Here is a 19,249-nt window from a genome sequence, read left to right on the forward strand (position 1 = left end):
ACAATAGGCTGGGTCCCGTCCCTCGTACGGGACCCGACCGGTCAGCGCTTGCCGAAACCCCGGAAACGCCACAGATATCCGGGAAGCCCCCGCAGCGGAACCGAGCGAGGCCAGTCGTCTGCCCGGAAGTACGCGTCACTACCCCCATCGACGAATACCACACTGCCGCACAGGAACCGCGCGGCCGGTGACACCATGAACACCGCCCACTCCGCGAGATCACCGGCGTCGCCGAAACCACCGATCGGTACCGGGAAACTGCGGATCACGGCCGCCTCGGCCGGGGTGGCGAGTTGTTTTTCCAGTAATGGGGTCAGCACCGCGCCGGGAGCCAGGACATTGAGCCGGATCCCCTGTCCGGCCCAGTGCTCGGTCACCGCCTGGCGGCGCACCCAGTGGCTCACGGCGATCTTCGAGGCCGCGTAGGCGATCGACGGGGCGTGCCGGCCGAAGATCCGGACCGCCCGCAGCGCCTTGGACGTATCGCCGTTCAGCAGGGCGCGAATCGCTCGACCGGGAACCGCTGGCGTAGTTGTTGTCGAATTGCTGCCGAACACAACGACTTTCGGCTCCGATGCGGCAGTCAGAGCCGATCGCCAGCCCTCGAGCAGTTCGACGACCCCGCCGAAGTTCACTTCATAGATCAGTCGAGCGCGTTCGGCCCCGGGAGCCGGCCCCACACCCGCGGCGAGGACGGCGCCATCGAGATGGCCGTCCGCCGCGGCGAGCACGCCGTCCACGGCGGCGCGGCGACCGGCCGGGGTCGACAAGTCGGCCACGATCTCCGCATCCCGCAGGTCAACGCCGAGCACGGTGTGCCCGCGCTCTCGCAGTTTCTCCGCAACGGCCCGCCCCATCCCGGAGGCCGACCCCGTCACCGCGTACACGCCCACTGAATCACCTGTCTTCCATTGTTGTCGGCATCGAAGCGCATCCGCTCCGAATTGTCATCGCAAGGTCACTGTCGAGTCGGGTTCATGAGCACGAGCGGACAGTGCGTGTCGTAGAAGATCGTCGGCATACATTTGTTGCAATGGATGCACAAGGACTTCTTCTCGTGATCCTCACGAATCCGGTTGATCAGGTCCGGCTCCCGTAGCAGAGCGCGAGCCATCGCCACGAACTCGAAACCCTCGGCCATCGCGGTGTCCATGGCGGCCTTGTCGGTGATGCCGCCCAGAAGAACCAGGGGCATAGAGACATTCGCGCGGATCTGCCGTGCGGCGTCGAGCATGAACAGATCCCGGTACGGGTAGTTGTGCAGGAAGAACTTGCCCGCCAGCTTCATTCCGAACCGCATCAGCGGGGACATGACTGCGGCGAACTCGTCGAGTGGCGCTTCGCCTTTGAACAGATACATCGGGTTGAGCAAGGAGCTGCCGATGGTGAGCTCGATGGCGTCGAGACTGCCGTCGGCCTCGAGCCACTGCGCCACCTGGATCGCCTCGTCGAGCCAGAAGCCACCGGGCACGCCATCGTCCATATTCAGTTTCGCCACTACCCCGATGCGGTCACCGGCTGCTTCACGCACCTCGGCGGCGACCTCACGCACCAGGCGGGCGCGATTGCGCAACGAACCACCGTAGTCGTCCTTGCGCCGGTTCAGGATCGGGCTCAGGAAGGAACTCGCGAAATAGTTGTGGCCGAAATGGATCTCGACTGCGTCGAAACCGGATTCGATGGCCAACCGCGTCGCTGCGCCGTGCGCAGTGCGGATTCGCTCGATATCGGCCACGGTCGCCGCGCGCGTAACCTGCGGACCCATCGGACTGATGCGCCGCGAGGCGCTCAGCGCGGGAAGCCCGTTGGACTTCGCACCCGCAACCGGGCCCGCGTGGCCGATCTGGGCCGATGCGGCGGCGCCCTCGGCATGGACAGCGTCGGTGAGCCGCCGCAGACCCGGAACGGCTTCCTCGCGCATCCAGATCTGGTCCGCCTCGGTGCGGCCTTCCGGCGCCACCGCGCAGTAGGCCACGGTCGTCATGCCGACGCCGCCGGCGGCGACCCGGCGGTGGAAGTCGATCAGTTCATCGCTGACCAGTGCCCCGGGGGCCATGTGCTCGAAGGTGGCGGACTTGATGATCCGGTTGCGCAGGGTCACCGGTCCCAGTCGAGCTGGGGCGAGTACATCGGGGATCGAATTTTGGTTCACGACAGAGCCTCTCGATGCGGCAGGAAGATCAGATCTTCGGGGTGGGGGGCGCGTAGCATGGTCCAGTAATCGACCAGGCGCCACGGACATGGCACGACGGCCCGCCCCGACGTATTGCGGTAGTACCCGTTGATCTGCGCGCCGGGATGCACCCAGACGGTCTCGTCGAGCGCTTCGTCGACGCGCCGGTTGTAGTCGTCCAGCGCCTGCTGTTCGACGTCCATCGCCGCGTGGTCGTGTTCGAGCAGGTATTGCAGGCACTCGATGATGTAGTGAACCTGTTCCTCACCGGTGATATTGTGTCCCGCACCGTGATTCGGCGCGGAGTTCGGTCCGGCGGTGATGAACAGGTTCGGGAATCCAGGCACCTGCACACCGAGATACGCACGTGGATCCTCACCGCCCTTCCACAGCTGCGCCAAGGTCGTGTTGTCACGGCCGGTGATGTCGATCGTGGTGGTGAACTGGAGTTTGAATCCGGTCGCGAGGATGATCACGTCAGCAGGGATGAAGGCGCCGTCGGTGGTGACGACACCCTCCGGTGTGATTCGCTCGAACGATGCGCGATGCAAGGTCACATGTGCGCGGTTCAACGCCTTGAAGAAGCCGGGATCCTTGACGATCCGCTTGGCGTAGGGCCGGAAGTCCGGGGTCAGCTTCTCGATCAGATCGGGCCGGTCGGGGAAGCTGTCACGCAGATACTCCTGCGCGGTACGCAACGCCATGTCGTTGGCCGGCGAGGCGGACAGGTGGGTGGCAGCCCACTCCTTGTCGATCCGCGGCATCGGGTACAGGTTGTCCGATGCGAACCAGTACGTACGCAGTCGGAACCATTTGTCGTAGAAGGGCAAATTGGCCATCGCCCACTTCTCGCCCGCCGGCACCCCACCGCCGACGGTTTTCTCCGGCACGAGCCAGTGGGGGCTGCGAACGACCACGTCCAGAGCCTCTACTTCGTCGACGATGCTCGCCACGACCTGCACCGACGTACAGCCGGTTCCCAGGACAACGACGCGTTTGCCCCGCAGGTCGATGCCGGTGTCCCAGTCGGCGGTGTGCACCAGCGTCCCGGCGAAGGTGCCCATTCCGGGCACGTCGGGAATGTTGGGAGCATTGAGCATCCCCAGTGCGGTGATCACCGCGCGGGCCCGATGGGCCGTCATCACGCCGTGCCGATCCTCGGTCACGACCTCCCAGCGGTTCTCCTGCGCCAGCCAGGTAGCCGAGCGCACTCGCGTGCCGAAGCGGATGCTCTCGCGCAGCTCGTACTTGTCCACCACACCGAGCAGATAGTCCTGGTACTCGGGACCGGTCGGGTAGTAGCGCGACCAATTCGGGTTGAGCTCGAACGAGTACGAGTAGTAGTGGCTCGGGGTGTCCACTGCCGCGCCGGGATAGGTGTTGCGCTGCCAGGTTCCGCCGATGTCGTCGCGTTCCTCGAAGATGACGAAAGGAAATCCCGCCTCCCCCAGTTTGATTCCGGCATTGATGCCGACGATGCCGGCACCGATGACAACGACCTCGAAATCGGCGGGCGGGGCGACCGTCACCGGAACATGGCGCTGGTCCTTGATGAATCCGGCCTGTTCCAACAGGATCGGGACGAATTCGGCGTCCACCCGTTGCGCGGTGCAGACGATCGCCATCCGCTGAAACAAGTCTTCGTCCGGGACCTCCAGCGCGGCAACCGAATCCGGCGTCAGTACCTCGCGGGCGCGCGCGCGGACATCAGCCACGACATCATCGGGGTAGGTTCCCGGCGGAACTGCCGGCCGAGTCCCGGTGCGGTAGTGATTGCCGGGTTCCTCGATGGTCAGACGTGGCCCGAATTCGTCGAGGAGCCCGACATCGCCGGTCACGTGCACCATCGACATCAGCAGCGGCGCCGCCTCGCATTCCTCGATCGCCCGGTGCAATGCGGCTTCTCGATCGGCGGGGGCGGAGACGTCGTCGACGACGGTGTCGGTCATGAGTTACCTTCCGGGAGTGGCATGCCCGTACGGGCGAATGTCTCGTGGATTCGAGGGTGTGCCGAAGTCCAGCGGCTATCGGCCGCGCCGGCTCTCGTAGCCGTCGGCCGGCAGATGCGTCACGCCGGTGACAAGGGCCTTCTCGGCTCGAGTCGTGTGTGTGCCATGATCGCTTTCCGCTCTTGCTGTGTCGGGGTTCATACCCGGCCTTCATCGTGGCCGCGTTATAGCCGCGCTCGGGCCGCCCTTCCGCTCAATGGGACAGCGAATCGGAACGGCCCTGCCCGAAGGGCACATCGCGCATCAGCCACCGAGGCGTCGGCGGGCCGGAGCGGTCGGCGGCAGATTCGGATGGCGCGTTTTCTCGCTCATCGGGAAGTGCGTCAGATGACGGTCCCGCGCTCGTGCCATGGTGGTATCCGCGCTCGTCACGGTGGTTTGAAGCGCCATACGCGTGGGTAGTACCGTGGCTCGTATCACAGCGACGTGGTGGCTGGTGGGAGGTCTGGTGAGAACAACAAGCGCTGCCGGGGTCCCGGTCTCGGTAATCGAGCGGATATCTCTCGTGTTGGAGACATTCAATGGTGTAGGTCCGCTCACCCTTGCCCAGGTAACCGCCCAGACCGGTCTGCCTCGATCGTCGGCGCACCGGCTCCTGGAACAACTCGCGCAAGCCGGCTGGCTGGCCCGCTCGCCCGAGCAAACCTATGAGCTCGGCGTCAAAGCCTATGAAATGGGTCAGGCCGCACTGAATCAGAATCGCCTCCTGCAAAGCGCCCGCCCGGTGATGCACGCCTTCGCCCAGAAAACCGGGCTGACCATCCAGCTCGCGGTGGTGGATCACGGCGACACCGTCTACCTCGCCAAAGTCAACGGTCGGTCCTCCGGCCCCACCCCCACCGCGGTGGGCCAGCGCGTGCCCGCACATCTCACCGCCGTCGGAAAAGCACAGTTGGCTTTCGCTGAAGTGACCAAGGACCCGCAGGTGGTGCTCGGACTGAAGCACACCAGCAGCGGTGAACTCGTCCGGGCCACCACACAGAGCATCACTTCCGATGCCCAGCTCCGAGAGGACCTCGCCGCCGTACGCGACCGCGGCGCTGGCTACGACCGTGGTGAGGCCTTCGCCGGACTCGGCTGTATAGGCGTCTCCATCGGCCCGCCGGATCACATTTACGGCAATCTCGCCGGCATTTCGATTTGCGCGCCGGTGACTGCGCTCGACTATCGCAAGCTGGTCGGTCCGGTACGGATAGCGGCGCGCGAAATCTGGGATCGATGCGTGGCCGCCGATCTGGCATCGCATTGATCGCACGCTGACCGTGCCCGCCACAACGACATGCGGCCCGGAGCGAATCGCGCCGGGCCGCATGTCGTTCTGCCTAGCTCACTTCCAGCCCGGCGCCCGCGCCGAGATAGGCCCGCTCGATCCGGCGCGGGTCGTCACGAAGAGCCGCTGCGGTATCGGAGTCGGCCACCTTCCCGTGCACCAGGATCGTGGCTTTGTCGGCGACGCCCAGCGCCATATGCACATGCTGTTCCACCAGTAGCACGCTCATCCCCCCGTCGGCGAGTGTGCGCAGCACATCGAGGATCTCGCGAACGATGACGGGAGCCAGGCCCATACTCAACTCATCGATCAGCAATACCCTGGGCCGCTGCAGAATCGCGCGACCTATGGCGAGCATCTGCTGTTCACCACCCGAGAGCCGGCCGGCATCGACCGACAGCCGCTTCTCGAGGGCTGGAAAATACTCGAGCACCTCGTCGGTCGCTTGACGCCGTCGGGCCCGGTCGGCCACGGCAAGCCGCAGATTCTGCCGGGTGCTCAGCTGCCGGAACAGCGCGCGATCGTCGGGTACCAACACCACCCCGGCGCGCACCGCGGCTTGGGGACGTCCCCCGGCAAGATCATGCCCGTCGACCCGGATCTCCCCGCCCGCCCGGGGCAGCAGTCCGGCCAGGGTCGACAACAACGTGGTCTTCCCGGCTCCGTTCGGCCCCAGCAGACAGGTGATCTCACCGGCTCGCAAGCCGAGATCCACCCCGTGCAGACACGGTCGCTGCCTGATGTGGCCGGCGCTGAGATCGCGACATTCCAGAATATGTGTCATGGCTATGCCTCCTGGACGGTGAGAGCGCCGGACTGCAGTTCGGGCAGGGCTTCGCGCTCGGTGTCGATCGCTTCTTCCGAGACGCCGAGATAGGCGCGCAGCACCTCCGGATTCGCCCGGATGGATTCCGGTGTCCCACTGGCGATGATCTTTCCGAGATCGAGCACGATCACCCGATCGCACAAGGTGAGAACCAGCTCCATATCGTGATCCACCAGCAGAATGGCGGTGCCGTCGTCGCGGACAGAACGCAATTTGTCTCCGAGCCAACGGCTTTCGTTGTTGTCCAGACCGGCGGCGGGTTCGTCCAGCAGCGCGAGGGCAGGGGCGGCGGCCAGCACCCGAGCCACCGAGACCAGCTGACGCTGGCCCTGCGACAGCGAGGACGCCGCGGCGTCGGCCATCCCGCTCAGCCCGAGCACCTCCAGAATGTGCGAAACGCGCTGTGCCACAGGATGCTCAGAGCGCGATCGGGCAGCTCCGACGCGAACGTTCTCCGCCACGGTGAGATCGTCGTAGAGCTCCACGTCCTGGAAGCTGCGGCTTAGACCGGCTCGGCTGCGGGCATGCGGTGGTGCATCGCCGACAGCAGTACCGTCCAGCGTGACGGCCCCGGTCGCCGGTGCGAAGCCGGTGATCGCGTCGATCAGGGTCGTCTTGCCCGCACCGTTGGGCCCGATGAGCCCGACGATCTCGCCGGGGAACACCTCGAACGTCGCATTCGATACGGCAGCGACCGCACCATAGGACACGCTGACCTCATTGACCGACAGCAGCGCGGTGGCGGGATCGCGCGGCGGCCGCCGGTCGAGCACCGTGTCGCCGGGTGGTGTATGAGTAGCGCGGCGCACCGTGGGCCAAGGAACCCGTGGCAGCCGGCTGGCGATGCCGTCGGGATTGGTCATCACCGTGATGATGAGCAGGACTCCGCTGAGCACCGCATAGTAGTCACCGATGTGCAGGAAGCGGTCGACCAATAGATAGACCACACCTCCCGGAGCCATGAGACCCGCCAGGATCGCGCCTGTGATCGAGGTGACGCCCGCCACGTACATGATGGCGAACAGCCCGATTCCGGCGAACACCGTGAACGGTTCGGGCGTGGCCAGGGTTTGCTGATATCCGAGCAGGGCTCCCGACAGGCCGGCGATGAAAGCGCCGATCGCGAAGGTGATCAGCTTGGTGCGGGCGACATCGATTCCCGCGGCCGCGGCCGATCGTTCGTTGGCGCGGACTGCGAGCATGTCGGTGCCGAGACTGCTCCGACGCAGCCACGCGACGGCGAGCCCGACCACGGTGAGTACCACCAGGCACAGCACGCCGAAGGCGATCCTCGGATATGCGTGTCCCGCACCGATTCCGAGGTCGATCCCGAACAAGCGCGGGGTATCGATCGGGGCGCCCGCCACACCGCCATTGAGGCCTGGGTTGCGGAACCAGAAAGCCTCGACGAATACCGCCAGAGCAAGGGTCACCACGGTGAGCGGCAGACCGCGCACGCGCAGCGCGGGCATGCCGACTACCACCCCGACAGCGGTCGCGAACAGTGCGGACAGGATCGGCGCGAACGGAAACGGCGCTCCCAGATGCTGATTCAGCACGCTCAACATGTAGGCCGATACACCCGCGAGAGTGAGCTGTGCGAGAGAGATCTGACCGGCGTATCCGGTCACGACCACCTGGGAGAGCGCGAGTACGCCGAAGATGATGCTGCTGATGACAGCCGCGCGGTAGCTTCCCGAGGTCGCCGTCAGCGCCGCGACGGCCACCATCAGAGCCAGTGCCACCGGAACCGCGATGTGATCCGGTCGCGGTGCGCGCCCGAGCGCTTTGCGTACCACGCTGCCGCGGTCGGGCAGAGCCCGGCCCCTCACAACGAGGAAGCCCAGGATCAGAAGCAGCGAAATCGCCTCGGCGGTGCCGGAATCCGGTATCCAGTCATAGATTCCCTGCAGGTTGGTCGCCTCGGCCTGTAGTGCGCCGATCACGATGCCCGCGGCAACGGTCAGCCAGATCGAACCGAAATTGCCGACCAGTGTCGCCGCGAGCGCCGGCACGATGAACATCGAATAGGCGACCGGATTCAGCGCGACGAGCGGCGCGATCAAGATGCCGCCGAGGCCCGCGACCACCGACGACAATGCCCAGTTGCCGAACGCGATCCGATCCGGAGACAGACCTGTCAGATACGCACCCTTCTCGGACTCCGCGGCAGCTTCGGTAGCGACGCCGAAGCGGGTGAAGCGGAACAGGACGGTCGCCACGATGGCGAGTCCGACGATCGACATCGCGAGCCAGATCCGGTCGGCGGGTACGGTTCGGCCTCCGATGCGGAAGGTCTCCAGTGAGAAGATCGGCTTGACCGCGACCAAGCCGGTGCCGACGCGTTGTGCGATCAGCGCCTGAATCACGATCATCAGGCCGATCGACGCGACGGCCTTCGCCACCGCCGATGCGGTCCGCATCGGCCGGAACACCAGGGCGTAACAGAGCACGCCGAGGACGGCGGCGAGGACCAGAGAGATCGCCATGGCCGGAGCGACATCCAAGGGCCCACCGAGATGGACCGACTTGGGCAGCCCCGGTATCGGAACCAGCAACTCCCCTTTGCGGAGCAGGGCATAGGTGTACGCGGTGTACAACGCGATGGTGCCGGTCGCGAAGTTCACCACTCCGGAACTTTTGAACGTCATCACGAGCGCGAGCCCGATCGCCGCGTACACCGCCCCGTTTCCGAGGCCGAGCACAAGGTAGGAAAGATGGTCTGTCATCGCGATCTCTCTGGCCGAATCCTGTTGTTACCCTTGACTTATCCGGTCACTTCGAGATTCACCGGAACACCCTTGTCGTTGATCTGGCCGATCAGCATCTGGCGCGAGCAGATCGAGGGCATCTGAGGCACGGCGGTGCCGTTGCAGGTGAAGGTCACACCGCCGCCGGCCGGCATCTCGACGTTCTGGGCGGTCTTCAGGGCCTGCTTGATACCGGCTGCATCGACCTGACCCTGCAGGTTCTTGGTGGCCCCCACCAACGCCATCACGATCTGGTAGCCCGACGATGCCGCCCCGGTGATGTTCACATCGGATGCGTACTTCTGGAGCACCGACCGGTAGAGAACTGTGTCCGGCCGGTCGGAGAGGTAGTCCGTCGCAGTGATGCCGATACTGCCCTTTACCGCGTCCATCCCGATGATGTTGGTGACCGCGGGGTCCAGGCAGACCGGGATGTAGACCTTCTTCGTGCTCGGATCCGTGGTCTGGATCGCCTTGTACACCGAGGTGCAGGTCGCGGCGTCGGCGATGACGCTGACCCCGTCCGGCTTGGCCGACAGACCCGATGTGACCAGCGGGGTGGGATCCGGCACGCCGAGGGCGATGGGCACCACCTTCAGCTCGACACCGGCGGCCTGGAAGATCGGCGCGCCCATCGCGTTGATCATCGCGCCCATCCCGCCGCCGTCACTGGCGAAGAGGGCGAACGACTTCATGTTCTCCTTCTTGGCCGCCTGCGCCATGGCGACGATGGTTCCCGACAATCCGGCCGACAACGACGAAGATTCCGGCGAAGTCAACTCGACCTGCGAGACGCCGTTGAGCGTGACATACGGGATTCCCGCCCCGGCGACGATCGGCACGATGACCGCACCCTGGGAGGTGCCGGGCGACAGTACGGCCGCGACCTTCTGCTCGACCAGCTCGTTGGCGCACTTGGTGGCCGAGGTCGGTTCCTCCTGCTGCTTGCACACCACGAGATCGATCGGGCGGCCCGCCAATCCGCCGCCATTTTTGTTCACGTACTGGACAGCCGCCTGCGCTCCTTCGCGCATCTCCGGGATCGAGACGACCGCGCCGCCCTCGGTGGAGATGAAGCCGATCTTCACCGGATCGCCGGTCGCGGCATGGTCGGGCAACGACGTCGTCGAAGCACCGGCGACCGCGCTGTTGTCCGACTTGTTGTCACTGCTGCACGCCGCCGCGCCCAACGCGCCCAACAGGGCCAAGGTGCTGATTCCGGCAACTGTTCGCCGGTGCCGGGTGAGTCCGCCAAGTTTCATGATCAAAGATCTCCTTCTGGCGAAGAGCAGGCAGGCCCGGGCGTTCGCCGGCACCGCTCACCCTTCGCATGATGTGCATCACAGTCGGATGTCAGCGGCGATTATGTGCGGATCGCACACAAGGCCACGGACACCGTTTCCCGGCCACCGGGATAACGCTCGCGGGAATCTCGCGCTCGGCCCGCTTGACGGCGACCGGGTGACCCACTTCACAGATCGATGACGGTGTGCCACTATTTTCTAATTGAAATAGCGACGTCAGATCGTCGATGTGTGTCAACGAGGAGCACAAAATGACCGTTAGGCAGGAGATTCGGCCGACGGAGGCGAACGCCCCCAGCAACATTCTCGACCGGATGACCCTCGTCCTCGAGGCCTTCGACGGACACGAAAGCCTCGGCCTCACCGACATCGTCTACCGGACCGGCCTGCCCCGCTCATCGGCACATCGGATGCTCGATCGGCTGGTGTACCTGCGCTGGCTGCACCGGCAGGGCCGCAACTACAGTCTCGGCATCCGGCTGGTCGAACTGGGCTCGCTGGCGGTCCACCAGGACCGCGTGCACGCCGCGGCGGGTGAACACCTGCACCACCTCTACCGAGCCACCGGCATGGTGGTGCACCTGGCGGTTCTCGACGGTGACGACGTGGTGTACCTGGACAAGATCGGCGGACGGCTGGCCGCCCAGGTGCCGACCCGCGTCGGCGGACGCCTGCCCGCAGCCAGAACGGCGCTGGGCAAGGCGCTGCTGGCGTTCGACAATCCCGAGGCGCCCGACGGGGAATCGATCCGCCAGCTGGGGTACGCGGCGGAACGAAACGGTGCGCTCAGCGGCTTCGGATGTATCGCCGCACCAATCGGAGAGATCGGTGAGGCGAAGACCGCGGTGTCGATCTGCGGCCCTCTGAACCGAATGTCGTTCGACAGCCGCATGACCACACCGGTCCAGCTCACGGCCGTCGCCATCGCGCGCAGCCTCAACACCGGCTTCGTCACCCCGACCTTGCAGCGCCGAAACATCCTGCGATCGCTACCGACCGCGCCCTCCGTCCTGGCGGAAGGCTGACCTATTCCGATCGATCCCCGGAATCCGGATCGTCGTCGCCGACGGTGCGCCAACTGCCCGGGTGACGTGGCACCGGCAGTCCATACTCGTCGGTGATCACCGAGGAACGATAATGCTCTGCCGCGGTGTCGATGTCGGCGAGCAACTTCTCGGCCAGTTCGATCTCGGCCTCGAAATAGCGCTGCGACCACCGCAGGCTCATCTGACTGAAGGCCCACCCCGGTTCGGGATCCGACCGATCGGCGTGACGCCCCGCCCGCCGCGCGCGATCGCGCAGATTGTCGATGTGGGTTCGCACGATGCGCTTCAGCTGTTCGGGATCGTGCAAGTGCCCCATCCAAAGACGAAGCATCACACCATGTTTGAGCACCGGCATATCCACGTCGGAGTCTCTGGACCAATTCCGCAGAGCAAGCAGACCGGCCGCGGTGATCCGGTAGCGCCGCCGATTGCGTATCCCCTCGTCCGCGACCATCCGAGACTGCACCAGCGAGAGATCTTCGAGCTTCTTGAGCTCACCGTAGATCTGGCTGACCGAGGGGCTCCAGTAGAAGAACCCGATGCTCCAGTCCGCCCACTTCTTCAGCTCGTTGCCGGTCAACTCCTCGCCGAAGGACAGCATGCCCAGCACAGCCCAGCTCGTAGCCGCCAGGCTCGGGAAAGGATCGACGTCCGCACACATGATTGCCCAGCCTACAAGGCGTTCTGCGCCACCCGGTTCGCGTTGCTCCCGGCTGACGGGAAGGTGCGGATCGGCTCGGTTGTGTCCCGCCTACGTTGATCACCATGAGCGACAGCACCATCTACATCATCGACCGGATTGTGCTCGAACCCGGCAAGGCGCGCGCTTTCATCGACGCCTATCTGAACGAGTACGCGCCCGGCGCGCTAGCGCGCGGACTCACGTTGGATCGAGTTCTGGTCAGCCCGCCCGCCTGGATCGACCAGGAGAGCACTGTCGTCACCGCCACCTGGACCGTCGAGGGTCCGCAGCAGTGGTGGGCCGCGGCCTTGAAAGGCCGTCACGATCCGGCGTACGCGCAATGGTGGAACTCGGTCTCCCCCATGATCATCGAACGCGATCGGTCCATGGCCGCCGCGGCCGACGCCGTGGAAGGACTGTGCAATGTATAAGGTCACGCGCCTGCTCCACCTGACCCATCCGGCGGCGACCGACGCCGTACTCCGCGAAGTCACCGTTGCCGCCGAGTCGACCCCGGCGCACCACAAGCTCATCGCGGCGACCATGCCCGGGGCCCGTAACGGCGGAGACATCCTGGCCCACTTCCAGTTCGAGTCGGAGGCGGAATGGTCGCACTCGCGTGCGCCGATCGACGCCGTGACCTCCGGGCCCTCGATCCGCAGCACCGAATCCGTTCAATACATCGGCGGGTCGGCCGCACAGGATTGGACGGGACGCCGCCGATCCACGAGCGTTCCCACCGTCTACCGGACATTGCTGCTGCGCGTGGACGATTCGGCGTCACCGTCCGAAGTGAGCCGGTTCGAACACGCGATGGTGCAGATGCCCGAACACGTCTCGGGAATTCAGGCTTGGCAGCTGAGCCGGGTCGCCCACGCGACCGGCACGACGCGCTGGACACACGTGTGGGAGCAGGAGTTCATCGATGCGGACGCGCTGCTCGGGTCCTACATGAATCATCCGGTGCACTGGGGTCATGTCGACCGCTGGTTCGATCCGGAGTGCCCGGAGCGGATCGTGAAAGACCGTGTGTGCCACAGCTTTTGCGCTATATCCAAGCCGATCATCATCGATACCGCGCCGACGGCACTGTCGGCGGCGCAGCACCGTTAGCAGCGCCTCCGCCGTCGGAGCCTCCAACCACTCGGAACGGGAGAAATCCACATGTCGAAACTGCAGCGCTACGCCGGCCGGCGCGTCCTGGTCACCGGTGGTGGGTCCGGAATCGGTCAGGCCACCGTACTGAGAATTCTCGACGAAGGCGGCCGGGTCGCAGCGGCCGACATCAGCGAGACGGGGCTGAAGGACACCCTCGCCAAGGCCGGCGACGCGGGTGAGCGCCTGCACACCGTCGTCACCGATATCGGAGACGAGGAATCCGTGCGCACCGCAGTCGCGGACGCTGTGGGGTGGCTCGGCGGTCTCGACACGCTCGTCAACGCGGCCGGCGTGCTGCGCTCGGGGCACTTCGAACAGACCACCCTCGCCGAGTTCGAGCAGGTGCTGCGGGTCAACCTTGTCGGAACCTTCCTGGTGACCAGGGAGTCGATCGCTGCGCTGCGTCAGGGCACTGCTCCGGCGGTGGTCAATTTCAGCTCCACCTCCTCGATGTTCGCGCACCCGTACATGTCCGCCTACGCCGCGTCCAAGGGCGGCATCCAATCGATGACCCACGCGTTGGCCATGGAATTCAGCAAGCAGGGCATCCGATTCAACAGTGTGCAACCCGGGTCGATCTCCTCGGGCATGACCGACGGCACCGGCGAGGCCAAGCAGAGCGTCGGCCCGGGTCTGCCCGCCGACGCAGACTTCACGCTGTTCACCAAGGTCGCGCCCGCGCTCCCCCTGCCCGACGGCGCCATCTTCGCCGGGCCGGATTCGGCGGCATCGGTCGTGGCGATGCTCGGCTCACCTGACGCGTATTTCATCACCGGCACCGAGGTCCGCGTCGACGGCGGCTCGCATATGTGACCCCCACCGGATCGCGGCCGGACACGAGCGAATGGCCCCTGGACCGGAGAACTCACAGTTTCCGGTCCAGGGGCCGTTTCCGTGCATGCGGGGTCGGCCACCGACAGCAGCCGCGGCCCCGCCAGTGGAGCCGTACCGGGGCAGCCCACAGACAGCTGCGGCTAGGTCGGCTCGCGGGGCCGGATGAGCACGCCTTCGGCGGCCACCGTCATCCCCTCGGCGTCCGCGAGATGGGCAGAGGCGAAGGTCTTGACGCCCTCGTGCCGGTCCACCCGGGCTTCGGCGCGCAGCCGGCCCAGACTCATCGGTCGCAAGTACCGCACCGTGAGTGTGGCGGTCCAGGCCGGCTGTCCGGGCCGGTACGCGGCGGATCCGAGCAGCTGGTCGAGAATGAGGGCGGAGATCCCGCCGTGCACGCAGCCGGGCGGGCCTTCGTACGCGGCCCCGAGTTCGGCTTCACACCACACCGACCCGTCCGGCTCACGCTCGATCACCAGCGGCGGCGCGACTGGATTGCGCAGGCCGACCGCGACGTTCCCCCACGTCATGATGCGACCGGCGGCGGTTCGCCGGATGCCGAACGATCCCGGGACCAGCCGCCGCGACAGCAACCGGGTGGCTTCGTCGATCAATGCCTGCGCCTGCACCACCGTGCCCGAGTCGGTCTCGGTGCGAACGGCGGCATCGATCAACCGCCGCACCGACTGTGTCAACGGCTCGTACATCGCACGGTCGCACTCGAATTCGTCCACCGAGCTACGGGGGTCAGCGGGCCAGGAAGGCCAGCACCACGGCTTCCCAGGCTTCCTTCTGCTCGACCATCACCCAGTGCCCGCAGTTGGGGAAGATATGAATCTCGCCGTTGCGCACTGTGCGCATGGGCAGCAGCGCCATGTCCACCGGACTGACCCGGTCGTCCCGGCCCCAGGTGATCAGCACCGGCGCGGTGATCCGGCCGAGCTTGGCCCAGCCCGGTGTCTCGGCGGCCCGGGCCGCCTCGGCCATCCGCGCCAGCGCCGCCCGGCCGTACATGCGGCGTGAGTTCTCCAGTGTCGCCGGATCGGTGGCCTGTTCCCAGCGCTGCTCGACCAACTCCTCGGTCACCAACGCCGGGTCGTAGACCATCGAATGCAGCCAGGCGATCAGCGCTTCCCGCGTCGGGTTCTCGACGAACTCGCTCAGCCGGATGATCCCCTCGCCCGGGGAGGCGCTGAACAGCGGCGTGCCGATCCCGCCTATGGTGACCAGCCGGTCCACCCGCTCGGGATTCGCCAGCGCGAAATCGGTGGCGACAAAGCCGCCCATGGAATTGCCGATGATCCGCACCCGGTCCAGGCCGAGCCCGTCCAGGAAGGCGGCGACCGCCTGCTGGGCGGACATCATCGGGTGCGGAGCGCCGAAGTCGTCGCTGACCCCGAAGCCGGGGAATTCCAGCACGAGCGTGCGGTAGTGGGGCGCGAACACCGGCACGTTGTCGCCGAAGTTGCGCCATCCCGAGACACCCGGGCCGGAGCCGTGCAGCAGGAGCAGGGGCGGGCCGTCGCCGCTCTCGCGGTAGCGCAATACGCCTTGCTCGGTGGGCAGTTCCCGCAGTTCGGGGACGACTCTGGTTTCGACCGGTGTGCTCATGCCCCGAGCCTGCCACCGCGGGAAGCAGTTTCCGGGCCTGTTCCCGTTGAGCGGCACGCCTTTTCGGGCCGGCGCATCGGCAACTCAGTGCAGTCGCGGAATGGTGTCGCCGCTGGGCAGCTCGATGCGGGACTCGGCCAGCGCGTGCTCGCGTACCGCACGGTCGATACTGCGGTGCAGCACGTCGCAACCGCGGTCCCGGTGCCCGACATCGAGGTTCTGGGCCGCGATCACCGGGCAGCTGCCGACATCCCCGGTCCACTGCACCGAGGTGTGGGCGGGGCTGAACTTCTCGATGAGCACCCGCTGGCCGCAGCGCTCACAGTCGAGCGGCCGCAGGGTCATCGCGACAATTCCTCGCCGACACCGCCGTAGCGGCCGCGGAAGAAGATCAGCGGCGCCAGGTCCGCGGCGTACAGGTGACGCACCCGGGAGACCACGATGGTGTGATCGCCCGCGGGGTGCTCGGCTTCCAGCTCGGCCTCGATCCAGGCCAGGCAGTCGGTCAGGATCGGCGCTCCGGCCGGGGACGGCTGCCAACGGATGCCACGGAACTTCTCGGCGCCACGCGCCGCGAGCTGCCTGGACACCGGCTCCTGGGCCGCGGAGAGGATGTTCACCGTGTAGGGCCCCGCGGCGCGTACCCGCGGCCAGGAGGTGCTGGTCGCGGCCACGCAGAACGCGATCAGCGGAGGGTCCAGCGACACCGAGGTGAACGAGTTCGCGGCCAGGCCCGTCGGCGCCGAGGTCTCCGGATCGATGCCGGTGATCGCGACGACGCCGGTGGCGAAGTGCCCGAGCACGGTGCGCATCAGCGTCGGATCGAGTTCGGGGAGGTCGGCGGCCGTCGGTGCGGTCACGCTGCTGATGGTGGTCATGAGCTGCCTTCGGGAAGTGGAACGCCCATGCGGGCGAGCATGTCTCGGGGATTCGCGGGCGGAGCCAGGCTGCGCAGCTGGTCACCGCGCCTCGTCATCGCCGCCGTGCACATCGCGTCGTCGGAGAAGACCCAGAAATCGCCGCTGGCGATCTGCTCGATCATGTGCTCGGCGGCGGTGAGCGGGTCGAGCCCCTTCTCCACGTTGTCGCGCTGCATGGCGGCGAACACAGCGTTGGCGGTGGGGTCCGCGGTGGGTGCCGCGCGCTGGGCCGCGAGGAAGATCTCGCTGCGGATCGAGTGCGGAACCACAGCGCTGACCTGGATCGGGGCTCCGATGATGGACAGGTCCTGGTGTAGGCACTCCGTCATCGCCTGCACCGCGAACTTGCTGACGATGTAGGGCGACTGCACGGCTACGGTGTTGATTCCGCCGACCGAGGACAGGTTGGCCACGCAGGACGGCGTGCCCGCCGCGATCATGCGCGGTACGAACGACTTCAAGCTGTAGAAGACACCGTCGACATTGATCTGCATCAGGCGACGCCACCGATCGGCGGCGACCTCCCACAGCAACCCGGCCGATTCGACACCCGCGTTGTTGATCAGCAATTCGACGCTGCCGTGCTGGGCGAAGATCGTCGCCGCCATGGCCTCGACCGCGGCCTCGTCGGCGACGTCGACCTGGTGTGCTTCCGCCGCCCCGCCCCGAGCGACGATCTCGGCGGCGGCCTCGGCGGCCCGTGGCCCGTCGATGTCGGCGACGACCACGGTCATGCCCAGCGTCCCGAGGTGGTGGGCCAAACCCCGGCCGATACCCGCGGCCGCACCGGTGACGACCGCGGTGCCGCGGGAAAAGCGTTGCCGCGCAACCGCGCCCATCACGCCCCCTCCGGCAGAATGTTCGGATTCGCCCAGGTCGGCGGCTCCCGCCGTGGCAGCTCGGCGCGGCCGTCGAGCGAGCGCACCGTGGTGTTCGTCGCGTACGGGTAGTGCAGGCTGAAGGCCACCAGCCCGGTGCGGTCGGCGGCCGGAGCGGTGCACATCTCCAGCACCGTCTGCGCCAGGTACTCGACCGGCTCGGTGTCATAGCCCTCCGGGAGCAGCGTCGCCGCGCCCGGAGTCATGATCGCCGTCGATGGGCCGACGGCGTTGACCGCGATCCCGTCGTCGAGCAGCTCGGCGGCGAGTCCCTGGGTGAAGCGGTGCAGCGCGGCCTTCACCGATGCGTAGACGATGTCGCCGGAGGTCTTGTTGTATTCACGGAACGGCCGAATGGGACTGAGCCCGGTGGACGACCCGATATTGACGATCCAGCCGCCGCCCTTGCGCAGGTGCGGGATCGCGGCGCGGGTGAGCACGAACGGCACTTCGAGATAGTGCTGGACGGTCCGGTGGAACGTCGCGTCACTCATCTTCTCGATCGCGCTGTAGTCGGCGAATCCGGCGTTGTTGACGAGGATGTCGAGCCCGCCGAGTTCTTCGGCAACGCGGTCGACCAGGCCGGCGCGCTGCTCGTCGTCCTCCAGGTCGGCGGGTATCGCGATCGCCCGGCCACCGGCCGCCTCGATCAGCGCCACGGTCTCGGCCAGCGTGCCGGCGAGCACGTGGGTATCCCCGTCTCGAATCGATGGGCTGGGGTTCCCCGCACGGGCGGTCACAGCCACGGTCGCGCCTTCGGCGGCCAGCCGCTGGGCGATTGCCCGGCCGATGCCACGACTGCTGCCGGTGACCAGCGCCTTGCGGCCCGTGAGTCGCGACATCATGAAATCTCCAGTACGTCGCGGGTCATCTTCCAGACCAGTTCACGGGCCGGGCCGGTCAGCGAAAGGCTCGGGAAGGTCAAGAAACCGTGGAAGAGCCCGTCGAAACGGTGCGTGATCACCGGCACGCCGGCCTCGGCGAGCCGGCGGGCGTAGTCCTCCCCCGCCGCACACGGCGGGTCGAGTTCGGCGGTGGCGACCACCGCGGGCGGCAGCCCGGCCAGCGATTCGGCCTTGCTGGGCACCAGGTACGGGTTGTCGGTGCCGTTCGGCGCGTACTGCTGCCAATACCAGCGCATGGACGAGGTGGTGTTGTAGTAGCCCTCGCCGTAACGCTGGTACGACTCGGTGGTCAAATCGTCGTCGATGACCGGGTAGAGCATGATCTGTGCGGCGATGCGTGGACCGCCGCGGTCCCGTGCGGCCAGGCTCACCGTTGCCGCCAGGTTGCCGCCGGCGCTGTCGCCGGCCACCGCGATCCGGTCGGGGTCGCCGCCGTACTCAGCGGCGCGCCCGGCCGCCCACACCACGGCCGCGTACACATCTTCCATCGCCGCGGGGCCGGGGTGCTCGGGCGCACGCCGGTAGTCGACCGAGACGACCACGACGCCGACGGCGAGGGCCATCGACCGGCAGAACTCGTCGTGGCTGTCCAGATCACAGAAGACGAAGCCGCCGCCGTGCGCGAAGACCACCACCGGCAGCGCGGCATCCCGCGCCCGCTCGGGCACATACACCCGGACCGGCAGGTCACCGCCGGGGCCGGCGATGACCAGGTCCTCGGCGCGCCGCATGGCGGGCTCCCTGGTCAACGGCGCGCGCCTGGACACGATGATCTCGCGCAGCTCGGCCGCCTCATGCAGAGTCACATCGGGAAACGACTCCAGCGCCGAGAGCATCGCCTCGACATCCGGGTGCAGATCGGACCGTCGCTGTCCGCCCATCTCGA

At 66.7% G+C, this 19,249-nt stretch carries 19 protein-coding genes; 5 read left to right on the plus strand and 14 right to left on the minus strand.

The genetic code is table 11. The features are described 5' to 3' along the window. Positions 1-41: 41 nt before the first annotated feature. From ON33_RS13545 to ON33_RS13555, 3 genes are all read right to left on the minus strand, one after another. Positions 42-893, minus strand: coding sequence for an SDR family oxidoreductase (locus ON33_RS13545; protein WP_040858859.1), 852 nt, complete (start codon positions 891-893; stop codon positions 42-44). Between the two features lie 65 nt (positions 894-958). Continuing rightward, positions 959-2,152, minus strand: coding sequence for an NADH:flavin oxidoreductase (locus ON33_RS13550; protein WP_040858860.1), 1,194 nt, complete (start codon positions 2,150-2,152; stop codon positions 959-961). Beyond that, positions 2,149-4,122, minus strand: coding sequence for a flavin-containing monooxygenase (locus ON33_RS13555; protein ID WP_040858861.1), 1,974 nt, complete (start codon positions 4,120-4,122; stop codon positions 2,149-2,151). The genes ON33_RS13550 and ON33_RS13555 overlap by 4 nt, the downstream gene beginning before the upstream one ends. Before the next feature lie 565 nt (positions 4,123-4,687). On the opposite strand from ON33_RS13555, the gene ON33_RS13560 reads away from it, so the two are divergent. Then, positions 4,688-5,431, plus strand: coding sequence for an IclR family transcriptional regulator (locus ON33_RS13560; RefSeq protein ID WP_245550514.1), 744 nt, complete (start codon positions 4,688-4,690; stop codon positions 5,429-5,431). Between the two features lie 73 nt (positions 5,432-5,504). On the opposite strand, the gene ON33_RS13565 is transcribed toward ON33_RS13560, so the two are convergent. Genes ON33_RS13565 through ON33_RS13575 form a run of 3 tightly spaced genes read right to left on the minus strand, consistent with a single transcriptional unit; the run spans position 5,505 to position 10,290 of the window. Further along, positions 5,505-6,236: an ABC transporter ATP-binding protein gene (locus ON33_RS13565; RefSeq protein ID WP_040858863.1), complete on the minus strand. Its 732-nt coding sequence runs from the start codon at positions 6,234-6,236 to the stop codon at positions 5,505-5,507. A 2-nt stretch (positions 6,237-6,238) separates the two neighbouring features. After that, positions 6,239-9,007, minus strand: coding sequence for an ABC transporter permease subunit (locus tag ON33_RS13570; protein ID WP_040858864.1), 2,769 nt, complete (start codon positions 9,005-9,007; stop codon positions 6,239-6,241). A 38-nt stretch (positions 9,008-9,045) separates the two neighbouring features. After that, positions 9,046-10,290: an ABC transporter substrate-binding protein gene (locus tag ON33_RS13575; protein WP_040858865.1), complete on the minus strand. Its 1,245-nt coding sequence runs from the start codon at positions 10,288-10,290 to the stop codon at positions 9,046-9,048. Between the two features lie 293 nt (positions 10,291-10,583). On the opposite strand from ON33_RS13575, the gene ON33_RS13580 reads away from it, so the two are divergent. After that, entirely contained in the window at positions 10,584-11,357 is a 774-nt protein-coding gene (locus tag ON33_RS13580) for an IclR family transcriptional regulator (protein ID WP_040859199.1), read from the plus strand. Position 11,358: 1 nt separating this feature from the next. Here ON33_RS13580 and ON33_RS13585 read toward each other — a convergent pair whose 3' ends face one another. After that, on the minus strand, positions 11,359-12,039 hold the full coding sequence (locus ON33_RS13585) for a PadR family transcriptional regulator (RefSeq protein ID WP_040858866.1): 681 nt from the start codon (positions 12,037-12,039) through the stop codon (positions 11,359-11,361). 104 nt (positions 12,040-12,143) lie between these two features. On the opposite strand from ON33_RS13585, the gene ON33_RS13590 reads away from it, so the two are divergent. Genes ON33_RS13590 through ON33_RS13600 form a run of 3 tightly spaced genes read left to right on the plus strand, consistent with a single transcriptional unit; the run spans position 12,144 to position 14,031 of the window. Then, positions 12,144-12,491 carry a hypothetical protein gene (locus tag ON33_RS13590; RefSeq protein WP_040859201.1) on the plus strand — a complete coding sequence of 116 codons (348 nt, stop codon included), beginning with the start codon at positions 12,144-12,146 and terminating at the stop codon, positions 12,489-12,491. Continuing rightward, complete coding sequence (locus ON33_RS13595) at positions 12,484-13,173, plus strand: Dabb family protein (protein ID WP_040858867.1); 690 nt, start codon at positions 12,484-12,486, stop codon at positions 13,171-13,173. The genes ON33_RS13590 and ON33_RS13595 overlap by 8 nt, the downstream gene beginning before the upstream one ends. A 51-nt stretch (positions 13,174-13,224) precedes the next feature. After that, positions 13,225-14,031 (plus strand): SDR family NAD(P)-dependent oxidoreductase, encoded by an 807-nt coding sequence (locus ON33_RS13600; protein ID WP_040858868.1) that lies wholly within the window; start codon positions 13,225-13,227, stop codon positions 14,029-14,031. A gap of 161 nt (positions 14,032-14,192) precedes the next feature. Here the strand turns inward: ON33_RS13600 and ON33_RS13605 are convergent, their stop codons facing one another. The 7 genes from ON33_RS13605 to ON33_RS13635 form a co-directional block, all read right to left on the minus strand. Continuing rightward, on the minus strand, positions 14,193-14,756 hold the full coding sequence (locus tag ON33_RS13605; RefSeq protein ID WP_051152055.1) for a PaaI family thioesterase: 564 nt from the start codon (positions 14,754-14,756) through the stop codon (positions 14,193-14,195). Between the two features lie 40 nt (positions 14,757-14,796). Further along, on the minus strand, positions 14,797-15,660 hold the full coding sequence (locus ON33_RS13610; RefSeq protein ID WP_040858870.1) for an alpha/beta fold hydrolase: 864 nt from the start codon (positions 15,658-15,660) through the stop codon (positions 14,797-14,799). Positions 15,661-15,744: 84 nt separating this feature from the next. After that, positions 15,745-16,005 (minus strand): hypothetical protein, encoded by a 261-nt coding sequence (locus ON33_RS13615; protein WP_040858871.1) that lies wholly within the window; start codon positions 16,003-16,005, stop codon positions 15,745-15,747. After that, complete coding sequence (locus ON33_RS13620) at positions 16,002-16,538, minus strand: flavin reductase family protein (protein WP_083868929.1); 537 nt, start codon at positions 16,536-16,538, stop codon at positions 16,002-16,004. Before ON33_RS13620 ends, ON33_RS13615 begins: the two co-directional genes overlap by 4 nt. Further along, complete coding sequence (locus ON33_RS13625) at positions 16,535-17,419, minus strand: SDR family NAD(P)-dependent oxidoreductase (RefSeq protein ID WP_040858872.1); 885 nt, start codon at positions 17,417-17,419, stop codon at positions 16,535-16,537. Before ON33_RS13625 ends, ON33_RS13620 begins: the two co-directional genes overlap by 4 nt. Beyond that, positions 17,419-18,303: an SDR family NAD(P)-dependent oxidoreductase gene (locus tag ON33_RS13630; protein ID WP_040858873.1), complete on the minus strand. Its 885-nt coding sequence runs from the start codon at positions 18,301-18,303 to the stop codon at positions 17,419-17,421. Before ON33_RS13630 ends, ON33_RS13625 begins: the two co-directional genes overlap by 1 nt. Further along, the gene (locus ON33_RS13635) at positions 18,300-19,244 is read right to left on the minus strand and encodes an alpha/beta hydrolase (RefSeq protein WP_040859205.1); all 945 of its coding nucleotides are present in this window, start codon (positions 19,242-19,244) and stop codon (positions 18,300-18,302) included. Before ON33_RS13635 ends, ON33_RS13630 begins: the two co-directional genes overlap by 4 nt. Positions 19,245-19,249: the final 5 nt, after the last annotated feature.

The organism is Nocardia niigatensis NBRC 100131, from assembly GCF_000308655.1.
Taxonomy (GTDB): domain Bacteria; phylum Actinomycetota; class Actinomycetes; order Mycobacteriales; family Mycobacteriaceae; genus Nocardia; species Nocardia niigatensis.